Source organism: Rhodanobacter sp. ANJX3 (assembly GCF_014200755.1).
Classification (GTDB): Bacteria; Pseudomonadota; Gammaproteobacteria; order Xanthomonadales; family Rhodanobacteraceae; genus Rhodanobacter.
In genome coordinates, this window is record NZ_JACHCM010000002.1 from 240522 (window position 1) to 260758 (window position 20237).

General features: G+C 62.3%; 20 protein-coding genes. 12 read left to right on the forward strand and 8 right to left on the reverse strand.

Going from position 1 to position 20237, the window contains the following annotated elements:
* Window positions 1-139: 139 nt before the first annotated feature.
* A complete protein-coding gene (locus tag HDE76_RS05750) occupies window positions 140-610 on the forward strand; it encodes a DUF2147 domain-containing protein (RefSeq protein ID WP_184505951.1) in 471 nt (156 codons plus the stop codon).
* A 103-nt stretch (window positions 611-713) separates the two neighbouring features.
* Here the strand turns inward: HDE76_RS05750 and HDE76_RS05755 are convergent, their stop codons facing one another.
* From HDE76_RS05755 to HDE76_RS05765, 3 genes are read right to left on the reverse strand one after another with little or no spacing between them, the layout of a single operon-like run.
* Window positions 714-1508: a DeoR/GlpR family DNA-binding transcription regulator gene (locus HDE76_RS05755; protein ID WP_184505953.1), complete on the reverse strand. Its 795-nt coding sequence runs from the start codon at window positions 1506-1508 to the stop codon at window positions 714-716.
* The gene (locus HDE76_RS05760; protein ID WP_343205662.1) at window positions 1505-2170 is read right to left on the reverse strand and encodes an HAD family phosphatase; all 666 of its coding nucleotides are present in this window, start codon (window positions 2168-2170) and stop codon (window positions 1505-1507) included. Before HDE76_RS05760 ends, HDE76_RS05755 begins: the two co-directional genes overlap by 4 nt.
* 29 nt (window positions 2171-2199) lie before the next feature.
* Window positions 2200-3291 (reverse strand): MFS transporter, encoded by a 1092-nt coding sequence (locus HDE76_RS05765; RefSeq protein WP_184506661.1) that lies wholly within the window; start codon window positions 3289-3291, stop codon window positions 2200-2202.
* Between the two features lie 252 nt (window positions 3292-3543).
* On the opposite strand from HDE76_RS05765, the gene metG reads away from it, so the two are divergent.
* Together metG and HDE76_RS05775 are read left to right on the forward strand one after the other, a co-directional pair.
* Entirely contained in the window at window positions 3544-5679 is a 2136-nt protein-coding gene (gene metG / locus HDE76_RS05770; protein ID WP_184505955.1) for a methionine--tRNA ligase, read from the forward strand.
* A 51-nt stretch (window positions 5680-5730) separates the two neighbouring features.
* Window positions 5731-6552, forward strand: coding sequence for a hypothetical protein (locus HDE76_RS05775; RefSeq protein WP_184505957.1), 822 nt, complete (start codon window positions 5731-5733; stop codon window positions 6550-6552).
* Window positions 6553-6731: 179 nt separating this feature from the next.
* Here the strand turns inward: HDE76_RS05775 and HDE76_RS05780 are convergent, their stop codons facing one another.
* The gene (locus HDE76_RS05780; RefSeq protein WP_184505959.1) at window positions 6732-7427 is read right to left on the reverse strand and encodes an NAD(P)-binding domain-containing protein; all 696 of its coding nucleotides are present in this window, start codon (window positions 7425-7427) and stop codon (window positions 6732-6734) included.
* 139 nt (window positions 7428-7566) lie between these two features.
* Here HDE76_RS05780 and rsxB point away from each other — a divergent pair, with 139 nt between their 5' ends.
* Complete coding sequence (gene rsxB, locus HDE76_RS05785; RefSeq protein WP_184506663.1) at window positions 7567-8187, forward strand: electron transport complex subunit RsxB; 621 nt, start codon at window positions 7567-7569, stop codon at window positions 8185-8187.
* Window positions 8188-8197: 10 nt separating this feature from the next.
* Entirely contained in the window at window positions 8198-8839 is a 642-nt protein-coding gene (gene nth / locus HDE76_RS05790; RefSeq protein ID WP_179480221.1) for an endonuclease III, read from the forward strand.
* 76 nt (window positions 8840-8915) lie between these two features.
* Here nth and HDE76_RS05795 read toward each other — a convergent pair whose 3' ends face one another.
* Window positions 8916-9524 (reverse strand): class I SAM-dependent methyltransferase, encoded by a 609-nt coding sequence (locus HDE76_RS05795; RefSeq protein WP_179480219.1) that lies wholly within the window; start codon window positions 9522-9524, stop codon window positions 8916-8918.
* Between the two features lie 148 nt (window positions 9525-9672).
* On the opposite strand from HDE76_RS05795, the gene HDE76_RS05800 reads away from it, so the two are divergent.
* The 4 genes from HDE76_RS05800 (at window position 9673) to HDE76_RS05815 (ending at window position 14662) form a co-directional block, all read left to right on the forward strand.
* The gene (locus tag HDE76_RS05800) at window positions 9673-9960 is read left to right on the forward strand and encodes a hypothetical protein (protein ID WP_184505961.1); all 288 of its coding nucleotides are present in this window, start codon (window positions 9673-9675) and stop codon (window positions 9958-9960) included.
* Between the two features lie 209 nt (window positions 9961-10169).
* Entirely contained in the window at window positions 10170-11738 is a 1569-nt protein-coding gene (locus tag HDE76_RS05805; RefSeq protein WP_184505963.1) for a DUF1800 domain-containing protein, read from the forward strand.
* Between the two features lie 81 nt (window positions 11739-11819).
* Window positions 11820-13022 carry a DUF1501 domain-containing protein gene (locus HDE76_RS05810; RefSeq protein ID WP_184505965.1) on the forward strand — a complete coding sequence of 401 codons (1203 nt, stop codon included), beginning with the start codon at window positions 11820-11822 and terminating at the stop codon, window positions 13020-13022.
* A 68-nt stretch (window positions 13023-13090) separates the two neighbouring features.
* Window positions 13091-14662 carry a DUF1800 domain-containing protein gene (locus tag HDE76_RS05815; protein WP_184505967.1) on the forward strand — a complete coding sequence of 524 codons (1572 nt, stop codon included), beginning with the start codon at window positions 13091-13093 and terminating at the stop codon, window positions 14660-14662.
* 45 nt (window positions 14663-14707) lie between these two features.
* Here HDE76_RS05815 and HDE76_RS05820 read toward each other — a convergent pair whose 3' ends face one another.
* Window positions 14708-15652, reverse strand: coding sequence for a sensor domain-containing protein (locus HDE76_RS05820; RefSeq protein ID WP_184505969.1), 945 nt, complete (start codon window positions 15650-15652; stop codon window positions 14708-14710).
* Complete coding sequence (locus HDE76_RS05825; protein ID WP_179480207.1) at window positions 15649-16014, reverse strand: PadR family transcriptional regulator; 366 nt, start codon at window positions 16012-16014, stop codon at window positions 15649-15651. The genes HDE76_RS05820 and HDE76_RS05825 overlap by 4 nt, the downstream gene beginning before the upstream one ends.
* Window positions 16015-16770: 756 nt before the next feature.
* Between HDE76_RS05825 and HDE76_RS05830 the strand changes: the two genes are divergently transcribed.
* The 3 genes from HDE76_RS05830 to HDE76_RS05840 all read left to right on the forward strand — a co-directional run bounded on the left by HDE76_RS05830 (window position 16771) and on the right by HDE76_RS05840 (window position 19218).
* Window positions 16771-17604: a creatininase family protein gene (locus HDE76_RS05830; RefSeq protein WP_343205663.1), complete on the forward strand. Its 834-nt coding sequence runs from the start codon at window positions 16771-16773 to the stop codon at window positions 17602-17604.
* A gap of 66 nt (window positions 17605-17670) precedes the next feature.
* Entirely contained in the window at window positions 17671-18840 is a 1170-nt protein-coding gene (locus HDE76_RS05835) for a YncE family protein (protein WP_221262316.1), read from the forward strand.
* Between the two features lie 162 nt (window positions 18841-19002).
* Window positions 19003-19218, forward strand: coding sequence for a hypothetical protein (locus tag HDE76_RS05840; RefSeq protein ID WP_184505973.1), 216 nt, complete (start codon window positions 19003-19005; stop codon window positions 19216-19218).
* Window positions 19219-19458: 240 nt separating this feature from the next.
* Here HDE76_RS05840 and HDE76_RS05845 read toward each other — a convergent pair whose 3' ends face one another.
* Window positions 19459-20178 carry a CerR family C-terminal domain-containing protein gene (locus tag HDE76_RS05845; protein WP_179480203.1) on the reverse strand — a complete coding sequence of 240 codons (720 nt, stop codon included), beginning with the start codon at window positions 20176-20178 and terminating at the stop codon, window positions 19459-19461.
* Between the last annotated feature and the right edge of the window lie 59 nt (window positions 20179-20237).

Genomic DNA, 20237 nt, shown 5'->3' on the forward strand with positions numbered 1-20237 from the left:
GAGTCAGCTGCGCATTATGCCAGTCGGCGCCATACAGGCCGGCCATATGTGAAAAATCAGTCTTTGCGCAGTGCAACTTGACCGCTTCCCGACGGCTGGTCACTCTGCATCCATACGCTTTCGTACGGGAGGAAATACCATGAAGCAAGTGTTTCGCATCGCATTCGCCACCAGCCTGTTGCTGGCGGCCGCAACCGCCATGGCGGCCACCGACTCGCCAGTCGGAAAATGGAAGCAGATCGACGATGTCTCGGGCAAGCAGAAGTCGGTCATCGAGATCACCGATAATGGAGGCACGCTCCAGGGCAAGGTTCTGCAGATCATGAACCTGTCCCCGGAAGAAATCGCCAAAGGCGGCGGCGAGCATCCCAAATGCGTGCTGTGCGAGGGCGCGCTCAAGGATCAGCCGGTCGAAGGCATGACGATCATGTCCGGCGTCAAGAAGGACGGCGACGTGTGGGATGGCGGCAAGATTCTCGACCCGAAAACCGGCAAGGTCTATAAGGTCAAGCTCACGCTCGACAACGGCGGCCAGAAAATGGACGTGCGCGGCTACATCGGCTTCTCGCTGCTCGGCCGCTCGCAGACATGGTATCGCCTGTCGCAATAATTCGCTGCCACAGCGCTGAAAAGGTCATCCACCCTGAAAGACCCCATGTTTTTATCCGGCATGGGGTTTTTTTATGGCTCCGCGTGCGCGATATCGCAGGGCTTCAACCGCTGACCGCATCCGCCCGATGCACCGTGACGCCGCTGGCGGTCAACGCCCCGCGCGTGGCGCGATCCACCGCGTGTTCGATCACCAGATGATGCACTTCGTCCATGCCGGCAACTTGATATGTCGCGGCCGATCCCAGCTTGTCCTGCGTCGCGACCACTACCGTTTCGCCGCTGGCCTCGATCATGGCCCGCTTCAGCAGCGCCTCTTCGCTGTCGAAACTCCACAAGCCGTGCTCAGCGTCGATGGCGCAGGCGCCGGGAAAGCAGAGATCGGCGCGAATGCGGCGGATGTCCTTGATCGCCTGCGCCCCGATGGCAGCGCCGATACCAGCGTGTATGCGACCGCCGATCAGCAGTATCTCGAAACCTTCGCGATCGATCAGGATGCGCGCCACGTCGGGTGCATTGGTGACCACGGTCAAGCCGAAATTTTCAGGTAGGGCCGCGGCGATGGCCGCATTGGTCGAACCCGCATCGATCAGCAATACCTGATCCTGACGCACCAGCGTCACGGCCTTGCGCGCCAGCGCCATCTTCCGCTCGGCATGTTCTTGACGACGCTGTTTCAACGGCGTCGATGCCGCGGAAAGCGGGAGCGCGCCACCGTAGACGCGCTTGCACAGTCCTTGCGCCGCCAGCTCGCGCAGATCGCGACGAACCGCGTCCTCCGATACCCGAAACGTCTGCGCCAGTTCCACCGACACCACGCGACCATGACTGCGCAGCCGTTCGAGAATCCACTGCTGTCGTTCGCGCGGCAGCGCTTCGTCGGGCGTGGGCGTGGTCATGACGCGGTCGCCTCCGACAAGGGCGCCAGCAAGCCCATCGCGGCGAGCTCGCGGCGCAGGCCCGCCGCATCGCGGAACTGCAGCGCACGCATGCCGATCGCCTTCGCTGCATCGACGTGCCGCAGCGTATCGTCGATGTAGACCGCGCGCGCCGCGTCGATACCACCGCGCGCCAGCAGCAGCCGAAAGATGGCCGGATCCGGTTTGATCAAACCCTCGGTGCCGGAAACCACGATGTCTTCGAACCACTGCAGAAAGGCATAGCGCTGCCGCGCAATGACGAACGTGTCGTGCGACCAGTTGGTCAAGGCAAACACGCGCACGCCGCGCTGGCGCAGCGCATCGAGCACGGCCACGGTGTCGTGCAAGGCGCCGCCGAGCATTTCGTCCCAGCGCTCGCGGTAAGCGCGGATCAGCGACGCCTGCCGAGGGAATTTCGCCAATAAGAGCGCGATCGCCTCATCCCAGGAGCGACCGGCATCCTGCCGTTCGTTCCACTCGGGGCTGCATACCTCGGCGAGAAATCGTTCCATGGCCGTTTCATCGTCGAACAACTGGCGATAGAGATAGCGGGGATTCCAGTCGATCAGCACGCCACCGATATCGAAAATCACCGTATCGGGCGCAGGCTGCTCCGGTTCGTCGACCCATGCATCGTTCACGGCATTCACTCCATGCAAGAAAGAAGAAATCAACGGCGCACCACGCGCGCGGACGCCGCCACCAGCAGCAAGAGCGCCGCCACGCAGGCCAGCGCCGCAGGCAGAGTGGTTGCGTGGGCGACGAAGCCGATCAACGCCGGTCCCAGCAGCAGGCCGGCGTAGCCCAGTGTGGTCACGGCGGCGATCGACACCGCCGGCGCGCTCGCCGGCAAACGGCCCGCCGCGCTGAACATCACCGGCACCACGTTGGCAGCGCCCAGGCCGACCAGCACAAAGCCGAGCAGCGCGGTGGCTTCCCACGGCAGCAACGCCGCGATGAGAAAACCGATCGCTGCCAGCGCTGCGCCCGCGCGCACCGTCCACACCGGGCCGAGCCGCGCGACCAGGCGATCGCCGGTCAGCCGTCCAACGGCCATCGCCACTGAGAAACACGCATAGCCGATGCCGGCAGACGCCGCTGCAGTACCGCGAAAGTCGCGCAGCAGCAGCGCGCTCCAGTCGAGCATCGAGCCTTCCGCCAGAAAGATGACGAAGCAAAGCATGCCGACCAGCAGCAGCAATCCGCGGGGAAGGCGGAAGACGAACGCCGGCGCCGCCGCACCGCGCGTGGCAGCCGCCCCACGCAGCAGGCTGGCTTGCTGACTGAAAACGATGACCGCTATCGCCAGCGAGACAAACAGCGCACAGGCCAATAAAGGCAGACCGCTGGCCAGCATCGCACTCATACCCGCGGCACCGACCAGACCGCCCACGCTGAAAAGCCCGTGGAAGCCGGACATCATCGCGCGACCCTGCAGCCGCTCGACGTCCACCGCATGCGCGTTCATCGCCACATCCACCGCGCCAAGCATCGCGCCGAAATAGAGCAGTCCCACGGCAAGCAACGGCAGCGTGGAAACCAGCGCCAACACCGGCAGAGCCAGACACATCAGAAAACCCGCGGCGCCGATCACGCGGCGATTGCCGTAGCGACCGGCCAGCCAGCCGATCGCCGGCATCGACAGCATCGATCCACCGCCGAACGCCAGCAGCACGAGCCCGAGATCCGCATCGTCGAGATGAAGTCGGGCCTTGGCGTAGGGAACCATCGGCGCCCAGCTGGCCATCGCAAATCCCGCCATCAGAAAAATCAGGCGCGTCGCCAGGGCGGCTTTTTGCAAGGCCCGCCCTCCGACGGCGTCATACGGCTCTTGCACCACGTCGTTTAGAATATTCATAAACATATATAAACATGCATAAACATGCATTGCAAATCGTGCACGCTCGGTTGAGTCATTCCGGGCTCCCGCAAGGGGAACGCCGCACCGGCCGTCATGCCTGCGTGCCATAATTCGGGGCTTTCCCGCTGCCGAATCGCCGTCATCAAAACCGCCATGCCACGTCGCCTGCTCGTTACCCACGCCCTGCCCTACGCCAATGGCCCGCTGCATCTGGGCCACATGCTGGGTTATATCCAGACCGATATCTGGGCGCGTGCGCAGCGCATGATGGGCAACGAGGTGCATTTCGTGGCGGCGGACGACGCGCACGGCACGCCGATCATGCTGGCCGCCGAAAAGGCCGGCGTGTCGCCTGAAGCGTTTATCGCCGACATTCGTGCGGGTCACGAAGCGGACTTTTCGGACTTCCATTTCAGCTTCGACCACTATCACACCACGCACTCGGAAGAGAATCGCGAGCTGGCCTCGCTGATCTATACGCGACTGCGCGACGGCGCCCGGCGCGGCAGCGCGGAAAATCAAACCTACATCGCCCGCCGCAGCATCCAGCAGCTGTTCGATCCGGAAAAGGACATGTTTCTGCCGGACCGCTACATCAAGGGCGTGTGCCCCAACTGCGGTACGCCCGACCAGTACGGCGACAACTGCGAGAACTGCGGCGCCACGTATGCGCCCACCGACCTGATCAACCCTTACTCGGTGATGTCCGGCGCCACGCCGGTGCTGCGCGATTCGGAGCACTACTTTTTCGAGCTGTCCAAGTTCGAACCGCTGCTGCGCGACTGGTTCGGCGGCAAGTTCACTGCCGGCAAGCCGGTCGCCAACGGCGGGGTGGTGGCCAAGCTGATGGAGTGGCTGGACGGCGGCCTGAAGGACTGGGACATCTCGCGCGACGCGCCGTATTTCGGCTTTCCGATACCCGATGCGCCGGGCAAGTTTTTCTATGTGTGGCTGGATGCGCCCGTCGGCTACCTCGCCAGCTTCAAGGCGCTGTGCGACCGGACCGGGCTGACGTTCGACGACTTTCTGGCGCCGGACAGCACGGCCGAAATGCACCACTTCATCGGCAAGGACATCATCAATTTCCACGGCCTGTTCTGGCCGGCGATGCTGCACGGTGCGCAGCTGCGCACGCCGACGGCGCTGCACGTCAACGGCTACCTGTCGGTCAACGGCGCCAAGATGTCCAAGTCGCGCGGCACCTTCATCAAGGCACGCACGTATCTCGATGCGGGCCTGCATCCGGAATTCCTGCGCTACTACTTCGCCACCATGCTCAGCGATGCGCCGGTCGACGTGGATCTCGACCTCAAGGCCTTCGAGGAGCGCGTCAATTCGCACCTGATCGGCAAGTGGGTGAATATCGCCAGTCGCACCGCCGGCTTCGTGCAGAAATTCTTCGACGGCAAGCTGGCCGATCATTTCGGCACCGAAGAATCCGCGCTGTGGCAGACCCTGCTGGCGCACTACGACGGCGTCGACGAGCTTTACGAAACCGGCGAATTCGCCGAGGTCACCCGCCGCTTCGTCACCATCGCCGATCTGGTCAACGGCTACATCGCCGCCAAGGCGCCGTGGCTGATGGCGAAAGACGACAGCCGTCGCGACGAAATGCAGCAGATTTGCACGCTGGCATTGAATGGTTTTCGCCTGCTGGCCGGCCTGCTCAAGCCGATGCTGCCGGCAACCGTTGCCGCTGCCGAACAGTTCCTCGCTGCGCCGATCGGCAGCTTCGACGATGCGCGCCGTACGCTGTTCGGCCACACGATCCAGCCGTTCGAGTCGCTGCTCGGCCGCATCGATCCGAAACACGTCGAAGCCATGGTCGAAGCCTCGAAGGAATCGCTGGGCGCTCCCTCCAGCGAGCCGCCAGCGAAGGTCGCGCCGACTAAAAAGCCCAAGGAATCCAGCAAGCCTATGAACGACCAGCCCACCAGCGGCGACGCCGCGGCGACATCGACCGTTTCCATCGACGATTTCGCCAAACTCGATCTGCGCATCGGCAAAGTCACCGCCTGCGAATTCGTGGAAGGCTCGGACAAGCTGCTGCGCTTCGCACTGGATGCCGGCAGCCTCGGTACGCGCCAGATCTTCTCGGGCATTCGCGCCGCCTACGCCGAGCCGGAGAAACTCGTCGGCCGCAACGTGGTTTTCATCGCCAACCTCGCGCCGCGCAAGATGCGCTTCGGCCTGTCCGAAGGCATGATTCTTTCCGCCGGTGACGGTGGCAGCGATCTGTTTCTGCTCGATGCCGACCAGGGCGCCGCGCCGGGTGCCACTGTCCGCTGAGCGGCATCAGGCTTTCGTTGCGTCGCATTAGCCACACAGGAAGTCATGCGCATGCTGAAGACACAGTGCTTTTTGATTGTCGCCGCCCTGCTGCTCGAAACCCCAATCGCGCACGCCGAAGACGCCTGCGGCAACAAGGCCGCCACCATCGTGCAGCAGGCCTACCCTGGGGCAAAAGCTTCAACCGACGGCTTCCGCGTGGGCGACGCCAGTATCACGCTGCCAACGGCCGACGCTTCAGGTGATGACCCCCACGCGCTGATCTGCCGCGCGTGGCCCGCGTACCCGCAATGGCTGCTGGTGGCCGTGCCACTGATGACCAAGATCGACGACGACGGCAACGAGGGCGATCTCGATGTGCTGGTGATCGATCGAAACTCGCTGAAGGTCCAATCGAGACTGCGCCTGCATGCACGCATGAATGACGACGCCGTCCGCATCGCCGACATCCAGTTCGATACCGCGCGCTATCGACTCACGCCGGATCAGTCGGCTTTCGGGCTGCGCATCAGCCTCGAGGGGAGTTCTCGCCCCGATCCCTTCGGCGAAGTGGATCTGTCGCTCTATATGGTCGACCACGACAGGCTGCGCCCTGTGCTTGACGGGATAGTTACCCGCAAGAACGGCGGTGAATGGGATACCCAATGCGCGGGGACGTTCGACGAAACCCACCGCACGCTCGCCATGGACGCGGCTACGCACAATGGCTACGCCGATATCCTGGTGACCGAAAAGTCCTCCAGCACAACGGCCTCGGTGGGCAAGAACGGCGATTGCCAGCAGAAGATCAGCAAGCAGGATCAACCGGCTTATCGATTGAGTTACGACGGCAAAACGTATCCAGTGCCCAAGGCGTTGAAACCGCTGGAATGAAATCACCCGTCAGGCGTTTCGACGCTCGGTAAGGAAGGGACCGCTTAAGTCATTCGCACACATCGGCTAGCGCAGCCTATGAAACGGTCACGTCGCGCGCCGCCGTCCGCTGATCGCTTTCCATAAAAAGCCGGCTGCTTCGAGGCCGCCGGCTTTTATTTTATGGAGCGACTACGCAATCACGCCGGTGATTCAAACGTACCCGGGCTGTTTTCGGTGCCGCTCCACTGCGCCGTGCGTTGCCGGCTGGCTTCGGACAAGGCCTTGCGCACGCCGGCCGCGTCGTAGTCCTTGCAGTAGACCGGCGTGCCGGGCTGCTGGCGCCACGACTCATCCAGGCCGCCGGCATCGATGGCATCGAAGCCCAGCTCCTCGACCAGCTTCAGCACGGCGGCCTTGGCAGCCGCTTCGTCGCCCGCGACCGGCAGCGCCACGCGTCCCGGCGTGCCCGCCGGCGTGCCTTTGTCGCCGAGGCTCTTGGCGTAGATATTGTTGAACGCCTTGATCACCGGCCGACCCAATTGCTGCTCGACCCAGCGGCTCTCGATCAGGCCGCCCTCGATACCTTCGATGCGGCCGTCGCGCTCGCGCGGATAATAATTGCCGGTGTCGATCACCGTGACGCTGTCGGGTACGCCGGCGAACAGATCCTTGGGCAACTCCGGGATGCGCGACTGCTGGATCGTCACGACAACCACGTCGCCCGCGCGCGCCGCTTCGTGGGCGGTCACCGCCTTCGCGCCGGTCTTTGCCGCCACGTCGGCCAACGAGGCCGGTCCGCGCGAGTTGGCGATGGAAACCTGATGGCCGAGCTCGGTGAAACGTCGAGCCAGCGTGCCGCCGATCTGGCCGGCGCCGATGATGCCTATTTTCATGATGATTCCTCGATCTGGCGAAGGGTGTACCGAATACATGCGGCGATCGCTCGGCGATTCAACCCGCCGATAGACAGGCAGGCAAGCGGCTATACACGCATCGCAGCAGGTCGGCCGTCGTTACAATGCGACGGTGAACATCGAATCCTCTTTCCACACGCTCGCCGACCGCATCGATGCGATCCTGCCGCAGACGCAGTGTGAGCAGTGCGGATACCACGGCTGCCGACCGTATGCCGAAGCCATAGCGCGCGGTGAAGCATCGATCAATCAATGCCCGCCCGGTGGCGCGGCAGGCATCGAGCGGCTCGCCTCGCTGTTGAATCGACCGATCGTACCGCTCGACCCGGATCACGGTGTCGAGAAGCCGCGTGCGCTGGCGCGCATCGTCGAGGCCGATTGCATTGGTTGCACCAAGTGCATCCAGGCCTGCCCGGTGGACGCGATCGTGGGCGCATCCAAAGTGATGCACACCGTCATCGCCGACGACTGCACCGGCTGCGAACTTTGCGTGCCCGCCTGCCCGGTCGACTGCATCGTGCTGCTGCCGATGCCTGCGACACAGATCGATCAAGCCCATGCCGATGCCGCACGCGAGCACTTCCAGCGGCGCGAAGCCCGACTGGAACGCCAGCGCCGGCAGCGTGACGCCGAGCTGGCGGCGCACAAAGCGGCCGTGGGCGAGCGCGCCGCGCAACGCAATCCAGTGCTCGAAGCGCTCGCTCGCGCCAAAGCCAAAAAGCCGACCACCAACCCATGAAAAGTGAATCATGAAGCGCGCCGACGTCATCGAGCTGTTCACCCGCTTGCGCGAACTCAATCCGCACCCCACCACCGAACTGGCGTACAGCACACCGTTCGAACTGCTGGTCGCGGTGGTGCTGTCGGCGCAGGCCACCGATGTTGGCGTAAACAAGGCGACCAAGAAACTCTATCCGGTCGCCAACACCCCGCAAGCCATTTTCGATCTCGGCGAAGACGGCCTGAAGCGCTACATCAGCTCCATCGGATTGTTCAATGCCAAAGCGAAAAACGTGATCGCGCTATGCCGGCTGCTGATCGATCGGCATGACGGCGAGGTGCCCCGCGACCGCGCAGCGCTGGAAGCCCTGCCCGGAGTAGGCCGCAAAACCGCGAACGTGGTGCTCAACACCGCGTTCGGCGAACCGACCATGGCGGTCGATACGCATATCTTTCGCGTCGCCAATCGCACCGGCCTGGCGCCCGGCAAAGACGTGCGCGCGGTCGAAGACAAGCTGGTCAAGGTGATCCCGGACGAGTTCAAGATGGATGCCCACCACTGGCTGATCCTGCACGGCCGCTATGTGTGCAAGGCGCGCAAGCCGGACTGTCCGCAATGCGTGATTCGCGATCTTTGTCGGTTCAAGGACAAGACAGTGGAGAAGCGGTAAAACGGGGAACGGGGAATGGAAAGAGCGGATCACGGCGAGCTCAAGCTTTTGTTCCCCATTCCCTGTTCCCCGTTCATCAAACTGGCAATTGCGCCCGCTCCAGCGCCGCGATATGGCGCTCCAGCCTTGGCCCCAGGTAGCAGTGCGAACCGCAGGGCAGCAGGCCGACCTCGCCGAACTGGCGCAGATACCACGACGGCGCGCGCGAGACGAAGCCATGGTGATCGCCGGCCACATCGTCGCGACGGGTGAATACTTCGAGGAAGGCGATACCCTCCAGCATCTCGCCGATACCGACCAGGCCGGCGCGAATTTCCGCCGGCTTGAGATAGTGCAGCACATCGGTGCAAACGATCAGATCGAAGCGCGTATCGAAGCGCAGCTGCTCCAGCTGCCCGAAACGCGCCAGCCCGATATTCCGGCGCCGGCCGTAACGCGCGACCACGTACTCGCTCGCATCGAGACCCCGATACGCGACGCCTGGCCGCAAGGACAACAGCGGCGCACGCCAAGTCGCCTCGCCACAGCCCACATCGAGTACGTTGCGCAACGGCCGGCCGAGGTAATACTCCGCCTGCGCCACCACCATCGCCACCTTGCGCTTCAGCTCGGCAGGCGAGCCCACCGCGTGCTTCGGGTCGCGATACCACTTGTCGAAATAATCGCGGTCGTAGGTCTTCGGCATGGTCGGTTCTCGGGTGATAAGGCGCGGCGATGGGCGACGCAGGGCAACGCCCGCCTGGCGCATATGGTATCCAATAGCGAAGACATCACCTCGCGTATGCGTGCGGCTTGTCAGCATCATGTTCTGAATCTTGCCGAAGGAATCCCTTATGCCCATGGTCCGTTTTCGTCTGATCGGCAGCCGCGCCAGCGCCGATTCGGTCATCGCCGCACTGCATGGCATCAACGACGTCGAGCATGTGGAAGAAGTCGACGATCTTATGCCGATGATGCGCGACGACTCCAGCTCCAGCGAGTCGGTCAGTGACAGCGAAGGCCAGGTCTACTGCATCGAGGTGGATACGCCGACCGACGACGTCGCCGACACCGTGCGCGGCAGCGCCGAAGCGGTGGCCTACGAACTGGAAGCAGGCATCGAGTTCGTCGACGAGTTTTGACGCGGCTCCGCCTCGCAAAAACGCGCAGCGCGCTTCGACCACAAATAAAATAACTGCCCAGCTCGGCAGTTCTCGCGACGCGTCAGGTGAATCCAAGCCAACACAATCGTTTTATTTTCGTTGGCGAGTCAGCCGACCACGATTTCATACGTTGATAGGAAACAAGTCGCCTTCCGGCGGCGCTTTCGTCGTCTCGCGTGGGCATCGGCATGGTCTCGAAAACAGGCAATCGGGTACGCAAGGTATGGCCCGCGCTGGCAGTCACCGCGCTGTGCGTGCTGGCCGCAACGCCCGCGCTGTCGAGCGAACAGCCGCTCGGGAAGGAAGACATCGCCTGGCTGCAGCGGATCGGCTTCGGTATCGACTCGGCCGAACTGTCAGATTACCGAAAGCTTGGCCGCGTACGGTTTCTGGATGAACAGCTTGCCGACCGCCGCGACAATGCGCTGCCGCCCGAGGTAGCTTCGATGATTCAGAGCTACGAGGCCATCGACACCCCCATCAGCCAACTGGCAGTGCAGTTTCGCGATGCTCGACAGGGCATTCAGGCGATGCCGGACGGCGATGGCAAGATTGCCGCCAAAAAAGCGCTGCGCATCCACGGCCGCGAACTGGCGACGCAGGCTCAGCAAACCGAGTTGCTACGTGCCATTTACGGCACCGACCAGCTGAAAGAGCAAATGGTCTGGTTCTGGCTCAATCACTTCAGCGTCTATGCGGCCAAAGGCGGCGTCGCCATCGGTGCGGCCGACTACGAGGAAAACGTGATTCGCCCCCGCGCGCTGGGCAAGTTCAAGGATCTGCTGCTGGCGACGCTGGAAAGCCCCGCGATGCTGCAGTTTCTCGACAACGCAAAAAACGTCAAGGACAAGACCAACGAGAACTACGCGCGCGAGCTGATGGAACTGCATACGCTGGGCGTCGGCTCTGGCTACAGCCAGCAGGATGTGCAGCAGCTGACGCTGATCCTCACCGGCGCCGGCCTGGCCCTCGGCAAGGGGGATGGCGCGGACCAGGGCTTTTTCCATCGCCAACCGCCCGGCATGGTGCGCAACGGCCTGTTCGTCTTCAACCCCAACAAGCACGATTTCAGCGACAAGATTTTTCTTGGTCACACGATCAAGGGCCGCGGCGCGGACGAAATCGCGCAGGCCGTGGACCTGATCGTGCAGCAGCCGGCCTGCGCGACATTCGTGTCAGGACAGATCGCGCAGTATTTCGTGGCCGATAAGCCGCCCGCCGCGCTGGTCGATGCCATGGCGAAGACGTTCCAGCGCACCGACGGCGATATCGCTTCCGTGCTGCGCACGATGTTTCTGTCCAAAGCGCTGACGGCCAGCCTGAACTCGGCCCATGAGGCCAGAAAGTTCAAGGACCCGACCCAGTTTCTAGTTTCCGCCATGCGGCTGGCTTACGATGGCCAGCCGATCGGCAACGCCCAGCCGCTGGTCAACTGGCTCAACCAGATGGGCGAGCCGGTCTTCGGCCGCATCACGCCTGACGGCTGGCCGCTGGATGGCGGCAACTGGTCGAGTTCCGGACAGATGGCCAAACGCTTCGACGTGGCGCATATGATCGGTAGCGGAAAAAACCGCCTCTTCGCCGTCGGCGATGCGCCGCCAGCGCGAGTCGATCCGCCGGTCATGAACAATGCCGTATACCAGCAGACGATCGAGCCGATGCTATCGCCCAACACGCGCACCGCGTTGAGCAAGGCCACGTCACCAGAAGAATGGAATACGTTTGTGCTGTCCTCGCCGGAGTTCAATTACCGATGAGCCGGGTACGACTTATTTCGATGCTTATCAAATGCAACAACGCTGCGTTATTTCCAGAACACCCACTGAGTCGAGGTGCTTATGAACCGTCGTGAATTTCTGCTCGCTGCCGCCTCGGCGGCCGTCGCGCTGCCGACGCTGTCCTTCTCCGGCAAGCTGTTTGCGGCGCCCGCCAGCTCACCGCGCTTCCTGTTCGTTTTTCTGCGCGGCGGCTACGACTGCAACAACCTGCTGGTGCCTTACAGCAGCGACTTCTACTACGAGTCGCGGCCTACCCTGGCCATCGCCAAGCCCGACGCCGGCAACGCGAACAGTGCCATTGCGCTGGACGCCCACTGGGGGCTCAACCCGGTGCTGCGCGATTCGATCTATCCGCTATGGCAGCGCAAACAGGTCGCCTTCATCCCATTCGCAGGCACCGACGATCTCTCGCGCAGCCACTTCGAAACGCAGGACAATATCGAGCGCGGCCAGGCAGCGGGTGCTACCGGCAACTACCGTTCCGGCTTTCTCGCGCGACTGTCCGGCCAGCTCACCGGCGTGCCGACCATCGCCTTCACCAACGACCTGCCGCTGAGCCTGCAGGGCGCGGCCAAGGACGTGCCGAACATTTCGCTGCGCGGCAATACCGCCTCCTCGTTCGACGCGCGGCAGTCGGCCATCCTCACCGACATGTACCGCGGCACCCCGCTGGCTTCCGCCACGGCCGACGGCCTGGAGCTGCGCAAGACGGTGTCGAAGGATCTGATGGACGAAATGGCCAAAGCGGGCCGCGGCGCACCGAGCGCACGCAACTTCGCCACCGAGACGCAGCGCATCGCCACCATGATGCGCGATCAGTACAAGCTCGGCTTTGTCGATGTCGGCGGCTGGGATACCCACGTCAACCAGGGCAGCGTCACCGGCGGCCTCGCCAATAACCTGAAAAATCTCGGCGACGGCCTGGCCGCCTACGCCGATGCGCTGGGCGACGAGTGGAACAACACTACGGTCGTGGTCGTCTCCGAGTTCGGCCGCACCTTCCGCGAAAACGGCGACAAGGGCACCGACCACGGCCACGGCACCGTGCACTGGGTGCTCGGCGGCAAGGTCAACGGTGGCCGCATCGCCGGCGAACAGATCGCCGTGACCCAACAAAATCTCTTGCAGAACCGCGACTATCAGGTGTTGAACAATTATCGCGACGTGCTCGCCGGCCTGCTCGGCCGCCTGTGGGGGCTGCAGGGCAACCGCATGCAGACGGTGTTCCCCGGCGCAAAGCCGCGCGATCTGCAGCTGGTCTGAGTGCGACGTCGCGCACGCTCGTTGAGCGGCGCGACGACTCTAAATGGATTTCACAGGAAACGCCTTGCATGCAACCCCAACGAATCGCCCTTTCGAAACGCCTTGTTATTTCCCGCCTGCGCATCGGCGCATGCCTCGTTCTGCTCGCTCCTCTCATCGCCAGCGCGCGCGGCACGGCGCCGCTGAAGCCCGATGACATCACCTGGCTGCGCCGCGACGGGTTCGGCCTGGATACCGCCGCGGTAACGCGTTATCGCGACCTGGGTCGAAACGGGCTGCTCGATGCGCAGCTCGCGGACCATATCAATGATTCACTGCCGCCACCCATCGCGTCGCTGCTCGACGGCTACCAGGCCATCGCCACGCCGCCACAGCAGCTGCTGATGGAGCTGGACGCCGCCCAGCAGCACATCAAAACGATGCCGGACGGCCCCGATCAGGTCGCCGCGAAAAAGAATCTGCAGGACATGGGCAACCAGCTGCAGCAGCAGGCGCAGCAGGCCGAACTACTGCAGGCCGTCTATGGGCCGAACCAGCTCAAGGAGCAGCTGGTGTGGTTCTGGCTCAACCATTTCAGCGTCTACGCGCCGAAAGGACGCGTGCGCTGGGAGCTGGGCGATTACACGCAGAACGCCATTCGTCCGCACGCGCTCGGCAAGTTCCGCGATCTGGTGATGGCCACGCTGGAAAGCCCGGCGATGCTGGAATTTCTCGACAACAATCAGAACGCCAAAGGGCACGTCAACGAGAACTACGCGCGTGAGCTGATGGAGCTGCACACGCTGGGCGTGGGCTCGGGCTATTCGCAGCAGGACGTGCAGCAGTTGGCGCTGATCCTCTCCGGCGTCGGCATCGCGCCGACCAACGGCAAGCCGGAAAAATTCAATCCGAAGATGGCGCCGCTGGTGGTGCGCAACGGGCTGTTCGAGTTCAACCCGCAGCGGCACGATTTCAGCGACAAAGTGTTCCTCGGCCATACGATCAAGGGCAGCGGCTTCGACGAAGTAACCCAGGCCGTCGACCTGATCGTGCAACAACCGGCGTGCGGCGAATTCATCTCGCGCCAACTGGCCGAGTATTTCGTCTCCGACAATCCGCCACCGGCGCTGGTGAAGAAAATGGCGCACACCTTCCAGCGTAGCGGCGGCGATATCGCGAAGGTGATGCGCACCATGATCGAGTCGCGCGAATGGGTGGCCGGCACCGACCCGAAACGCCACGATGCAAAATTCGACGATCCGATGCGCTTCGTTGTCTCGTCGGTGCGCCTGGCTTTCGATGGCAAGCCCATCGCCAATGCGCTGCCGCTGGTCTATTGGCTCAACCAGCTGGACGAGCCGCTGTTCGGCCGCATCACGCCCGATGGCTGGCCGCTGGACGGCGCCAGCTGGTCCAGCTCCGGCCAGCTGACCCAGCGCTTCGACATCGCACGCGCGATCGGCAACGGCAACAACCTGCTGTTCACGCCGGCCGGCAGCACCGCGCGCGCTGCCGGTTTTCCGATGCTGACCACGCGCCTCTACTACGACACGATCGAGCCCTATCTGTCTGCGGCCACACACGATGCGCTGGCCAAGGCCAACTCGCAGCAGGAGTGGAACAGCTTTTTGCTGGCGTCGCCGGATCTCAATTACCGATGATCCGGTAATACGTTCGTTCTAGCTATCCACTTGGAGTACAGCGCGTCATTCGGGCGAAGAACGTTGTACCAGCAGATGCTTGGCGAGCTGACCGTGAAGCCGACCCAAACCGCGAACGAGATGCAGCGATATAAACATCAACAGAAAGCCGATGAACGATAGAACGATCGCCTCGCCCCAACCCGGCACGTGCGCGCCGAAACCCCAGTCGATCATCAGACGGCCATCCACGAAAAGATTGGCAACGCCGGTGTCCTGAATCGCGAGTGCGACGGGTGCGAGAACGAGTAGCAAGGACACGCCGAGCAGGGTCACGGCCAGGGTGAAATAAACGATACCCAGCGGCAGCATCAGCAGCATGTAGAACAACGTGGTCCAGGTGCGCGCATCGGTGAACATCGTGCCGATGCGTTTGAACAGCGACTGCCCGGGCTGCGCGGGATATGCCGGCCGCCGCGGCATGCGTACACCGAGCAGAGCCTCTACCGTGCGACCTTCCAGCAGCGACAAGCCGCGCACGCTGCTGAAGAAAAGCACGATGAAGGGAATGCCGATAATCAATATCGACAAACTGAGCGACAGCGAGAGCCCGACGACGGCCCAGCTGAAATAGAGGCTGCCCGTGGCCAAGGACAGCAGCATATAAAACAGCGCGCCGTAAGTCCGCGGATCGGCCGCCACGCCGAAGAAGCGTCCCGCCAGAGACCGCCGCCGCGGTACGGGCGGTGGCCGAATCGCACGCTGGATCTTTATTTCCTGATCGCGATAGATATCGGCCACTTCATCGGGCGCACCGTAGCTGCCGACGACGTGTTGCAGCATGGTCGCCTCATTGCGGCCCGGCTGATCGGCCAGTTCGGCGCGCAAGTGCTCTTCCGCGTCGTACAGCGCATCCTGGATCAACGCCGGATCGGCGCCACGCAAAGCAGTGCGCAACTGATTGAGATATTCGACGATCGTGCGCGGTGCACCTGGCGACGACGAGTTCATGACACCCCTCCTTGCAAAACGTTATCGACGGAATCGCGGGTGGCGTTCCATGCCGCGACCCACTCGCGCAGCACCTCGCGCCCTGGTTTGGTGATGCGGTAATAACGACGCGGCGGACCGCTGACGGAAGGCTCGACCTCGCTGGAAAGCAGGCCTGCCGCTTCCAGATTGCGCAGCACCGGATACAGCGCGCTCTGCTTACCTGCCAGCACGCCCTCGCCGGTTTCTTCCAGCCGCTTGGCAATCTGATAGCCGTACATCGGTTGGCGCGACTGGCTCAGTACCGCCAGCAGCACCAGCGAAACCGTGCCGCTGGAAAGCTCCTTCTGGAATTTCTTCAACTGGCTGACGAGGTCATCCATGGACTTACCTGCACGGCTACTTAGTCGTGAGTAAACAGTAGTACTTAGTTAGCACTAGTACATGGGCCTGAAGTCATGGTCCCGGCAAAGTCTTGTGGGCATGAAACCAATGGGTGTGGGCGTTTTACAGATATGGGTTTTAGACTCGCGTAAACACATGTGCGAGCGGGCGCCGGCACGTGGATTGGCCCATACCCCTTTTGCAGTGGCGCTGCGAACAGTTGATGTCGGACAAGTGCTGACCTAGGCATCAGCTGTCGACGGTGCTTATTCGTGCCGGTAGGAATCTTAAAGAGTTGCGGATCTCCGTCCCGTATCTGTGCACCTACGCAAGCACGGAAATTGCTCGGTAAATGCGAATAACTGGCTCTCGGCCTCATTTTTGGTTTTTGCGTGAAGCGTTTTGGCTCTCCTTGTTTATATGCAGTCCCGGTCCGAAAAAATCAGTGGATGGAAGTAAGTAGATGGATTGATGCCCCAACTGCCTCGTGTCGAACACCAGCTCAATGAAAAAAGTTGTCATCTTTGTCGTCGACCAAACGCGAAACCTCATGACCACCTGCCTCGCCTACTGTCGCAGTGGACTCACCCACGCGATCGTGCGCAGTTGGACGAGAGCTTTCCCAGGCTGGAGCAGGCGCCAGAGGCGCCGAGGTCGTTGTACCGATGGGGGGAGCGGGTCTGGTACCCGGGCTTGCGCAACGACACATCACTGCTCCACTGTTCGCGGTACCGTTCTTCAACCATCATGTCGCCGTGCCCAACTCTCCCCTGCCCCGCTTTTCGTGTCGACAGATCTTCGCCTTCTCGCTGCTGCTCTTGCTGGCGCAACTAGCCCGCGCGCAGGTCCCGCACACGGTGCAACTTCAAGATCTCACTTGGACCGAGCTGCGCGCCCAGATTGCAGCGGGCAAGACCACCGTCATCATACCGATCGGCGGCACCGAGCAGAGCGGGCCCTACGTCGCGTTGGGCAAGCACAATGCGCGGGCGGCATGGCTGTCGCAACAAATCGCTCAGCAGTTGGGCAATGCGCTGGTGGCACCGGTAGTGGCCTATGTGCCGGAGGGTGGTTATGCGCCGCCCACTGCGCATATGCGCTTCCCCGGCACAATCACCATCCCTGACTCGACGTTCGAGCAAATGCTGGTGTCCGTCGCAAACAGTTTTGCGGTGCATGGTTTTCGCGACATCGTGTTCCTGGGTGATCACGGCGGCTACCAGAACGACCTCAAGCGGGTGGTGGCTGAGCTTAATAAAGCATGGGCGCAGACCAGGGTGCGCGCGTTCGTGCCTCCCGCTTACTACGAAAGCAGTTCGACGGGCTTTGCGCAAATATTGCGCCAGCACGGTTTTCACGATGACGAGATCGGTACTCATGCAGGCATGGCCGATACCTCGCTGCAATTGGCCGTGGCGCCGCAGATGGTCCGGCTGGATGTGTTGCGACATGCCGTTAAACCAGGCGCCGTCGATGGAGTCTATGGCGGCGATCCGCGTCGCTCCTCCGCGCAGCTTGGTAAACTGGGCATCGATGCGATCGTGTCTCGCACGGTCGCGGCGATCCGTGAAGAAACCGTCGGCCACTGATCTCGCGCAGGCCGGCCATTTCCCTATCATCGACACTCGACGAAACCAGAACAGGACACGCTAGATATGCCCTTCCACCGTTTGATGCGTCGCGCGGGTGGCGCGAATGTGCTGTGGGCCGGCTTGGCGCTGACGGGCACCGTAACCGCGGCAACGCCAATCGTCACCGTGCCGGGCATGCCGCCGGTGAGCAGCCCGGCAAACCTCTACAGCCAGTCCGCCGCCAACGATTTCAGCCCGGCCGTGAAGGGCGCACTGCCGCGGGTGTATGTGCCGAACGTGCGTTCAGATGACGTATCCGTGATCGATCCAGCCACATTCAAGGTGCTGACCACGTTCAAGGTTGGCCGCAGCCCGCAGCACATCGTGCCGTCATGGGATCTGAAGAAGCTGTGGGTGACCAACAATGCCGAGGGCGGTAGCGAAGGCAGCCTGACCCCGATCGATCCCCTGACCGGTCAGCCGGGCGAGGCGATCCCGGTGGACGACCCGTACAACATGTACTTCACCCCGGATGGCAGCGAAGCGATCGTCGTATCCGATGCGCATGCGCAGCTGGATTTTCGTGATGCGCACACGATGGCGCTGAAGAGCCGCCTGCCGGTGCCTGGCTGCAAGGGCATCAACCACGCCGACTTCTCGATCGACGGGCGCTACGCGATCTTCACCTGCGAGTTTGGCGGCGCTCTGGCCAAGATCGACATGGTGAACCACAAGGTGCTCGGCTACCTGCAGGTGGACAAGAAAGCCGGCATGCCGCAGGACGTCCGAGTTTCGCCGGACGGCAAGGTGTTCTACGTGGCGGACATGATGGCCGATGGCGTGTTCCTGATCGACGGCGACAGCTTCACCAAGATCGGCTTCATCCACACCGGCATCGGCACCCATGGGCTGTACCCCAGTCGCAACGGCACCCGGCTGTACGTCAGCAATCGGGGCTCGCACAATATTCACGGCCGACGCCACGGCAAGGGCAGTGTCTCGGTGATCGACTACGCCACGCGCAAGGTCGTCGCCAGGTGGCGGATTCCCGGTGGCGGCAGCCCGGACATGGGCAATGTCAGCGCCGATGGCAGCATGCTGTGGTTGAGCGGTCGCTTCGACGACGTGGTGTATGCGATCAACACTCGCACCGGCAAGGTGCGCAGTATCAAGGTCGGCATGGAGCCGCACGGCCTGACCGTATGGCCGCAGCCGGGACGCTATTCGCTGGGCCATACCGGCATCATGCGCTGACCGCAAAACGCGAGCTACCTACAGGCCGCCGCGAGATGGAGTCCTGTATCAAATCCGCGACGGAGCTCGAAGTTCTCAGCCGCGAGGCGGAAGCACATTGAAATCGCGACATCGTTCCAACGATAAAAGCTACTCGACTGCTGTCATGCACTCTATGGCGCAATGAGCTTTGCGCCTCGCAAGGCGAAAGAACGCAGCGATGGCCCATCGCAGACCATCAATAGCCCTGAATATGGAAAAGAGCGAAACGACAAGTCGATAGACATCAAGCAGTACCATGACGACGAGTCTGGAAGCAGGCATCCGAGCACGCTTACAGTGAAGATTCTCGACGCGGTCGCCGACATCACCGCTTACGTGAATAGCACAAAAAAATGAAGTGCCAGGCGAGCATGGCAGGACGGCGACTGTCTTTGACCTCATCGTCACTTTGCCTTCTTGGTGGCAAGACGCATGGGGCGTTCCAGTGGCCTGTCCGGCACATACTTTGGTCTCCAAAACTGCACAGACTTTGGTGCCACGCCCACTTGGCAGACTCAGCATAAAAACCTTGCGCCTGACAGCGCCGAATACGTCCATGGGCGGCGACACGCATGATTGTCTGGAACGGTGAAGCTGTTACTTCGCCGGCTTCGCAGCCGATAGCGCAGCCCAGCTATCGAGCAAAGTGCGTGTCTGCTCAAGTACGGTCGCTTTCAGCAAAGCGCCGTTGGCCGCATCGATCTCTTTCCACCCGAGCACATCGAGGCAAGCCCCGGGAGGATGGTAGAACGGCATGATCTGGCCTTTGAGCGTGAGCATCCGGATGCGGGTTATGGAGTCGTTGACGCTACGACCGGTGATGCGCGAAAGCAGGGTCAGGGTCACTTTGTTCAGCGGCTGCTTCAATCGACGATGGAGCAGCTTGGAGGCAACATCGGCCTCTTCGTCGGCCAGCTCTCGAGCCACGAAAAGTCGTCGCTTGGAGGCATAGGGCTGTAGAAGCACGCAATCCAAGGTGGTTGCCTGGATGGCGATGAAGGCGTCGATCAGTGCATCGCTATCGCCATGGCTTTTCAATACGTCATTGGCTTGCCGCATGGCCGGCGCGAAGCGATCCCTGAGATCGTTGGTGATGTATTCGGCGCACGCCTGATACACCCCCTCCTTGTTTTCGAAGTAGTACTGCAGCGCCGGCGCGTTGACGCCGGCGGCGGCGGCGATATCGCGTGTGGATGCACCGGCAAAACCGTGCTCGCCGAACAGCTTCACCGCCGCGGCGATGATGCGCTGACGCGTTTCGTCGCCACGCGCATAACCGCCCGCCAACGGCCGACGGGGTCGCTTGACGGGGCTCATGCGCGGGCTCTCATACGGGTGATCTCCTGGATGCCCGCGGATAATAACATTTGACAAAA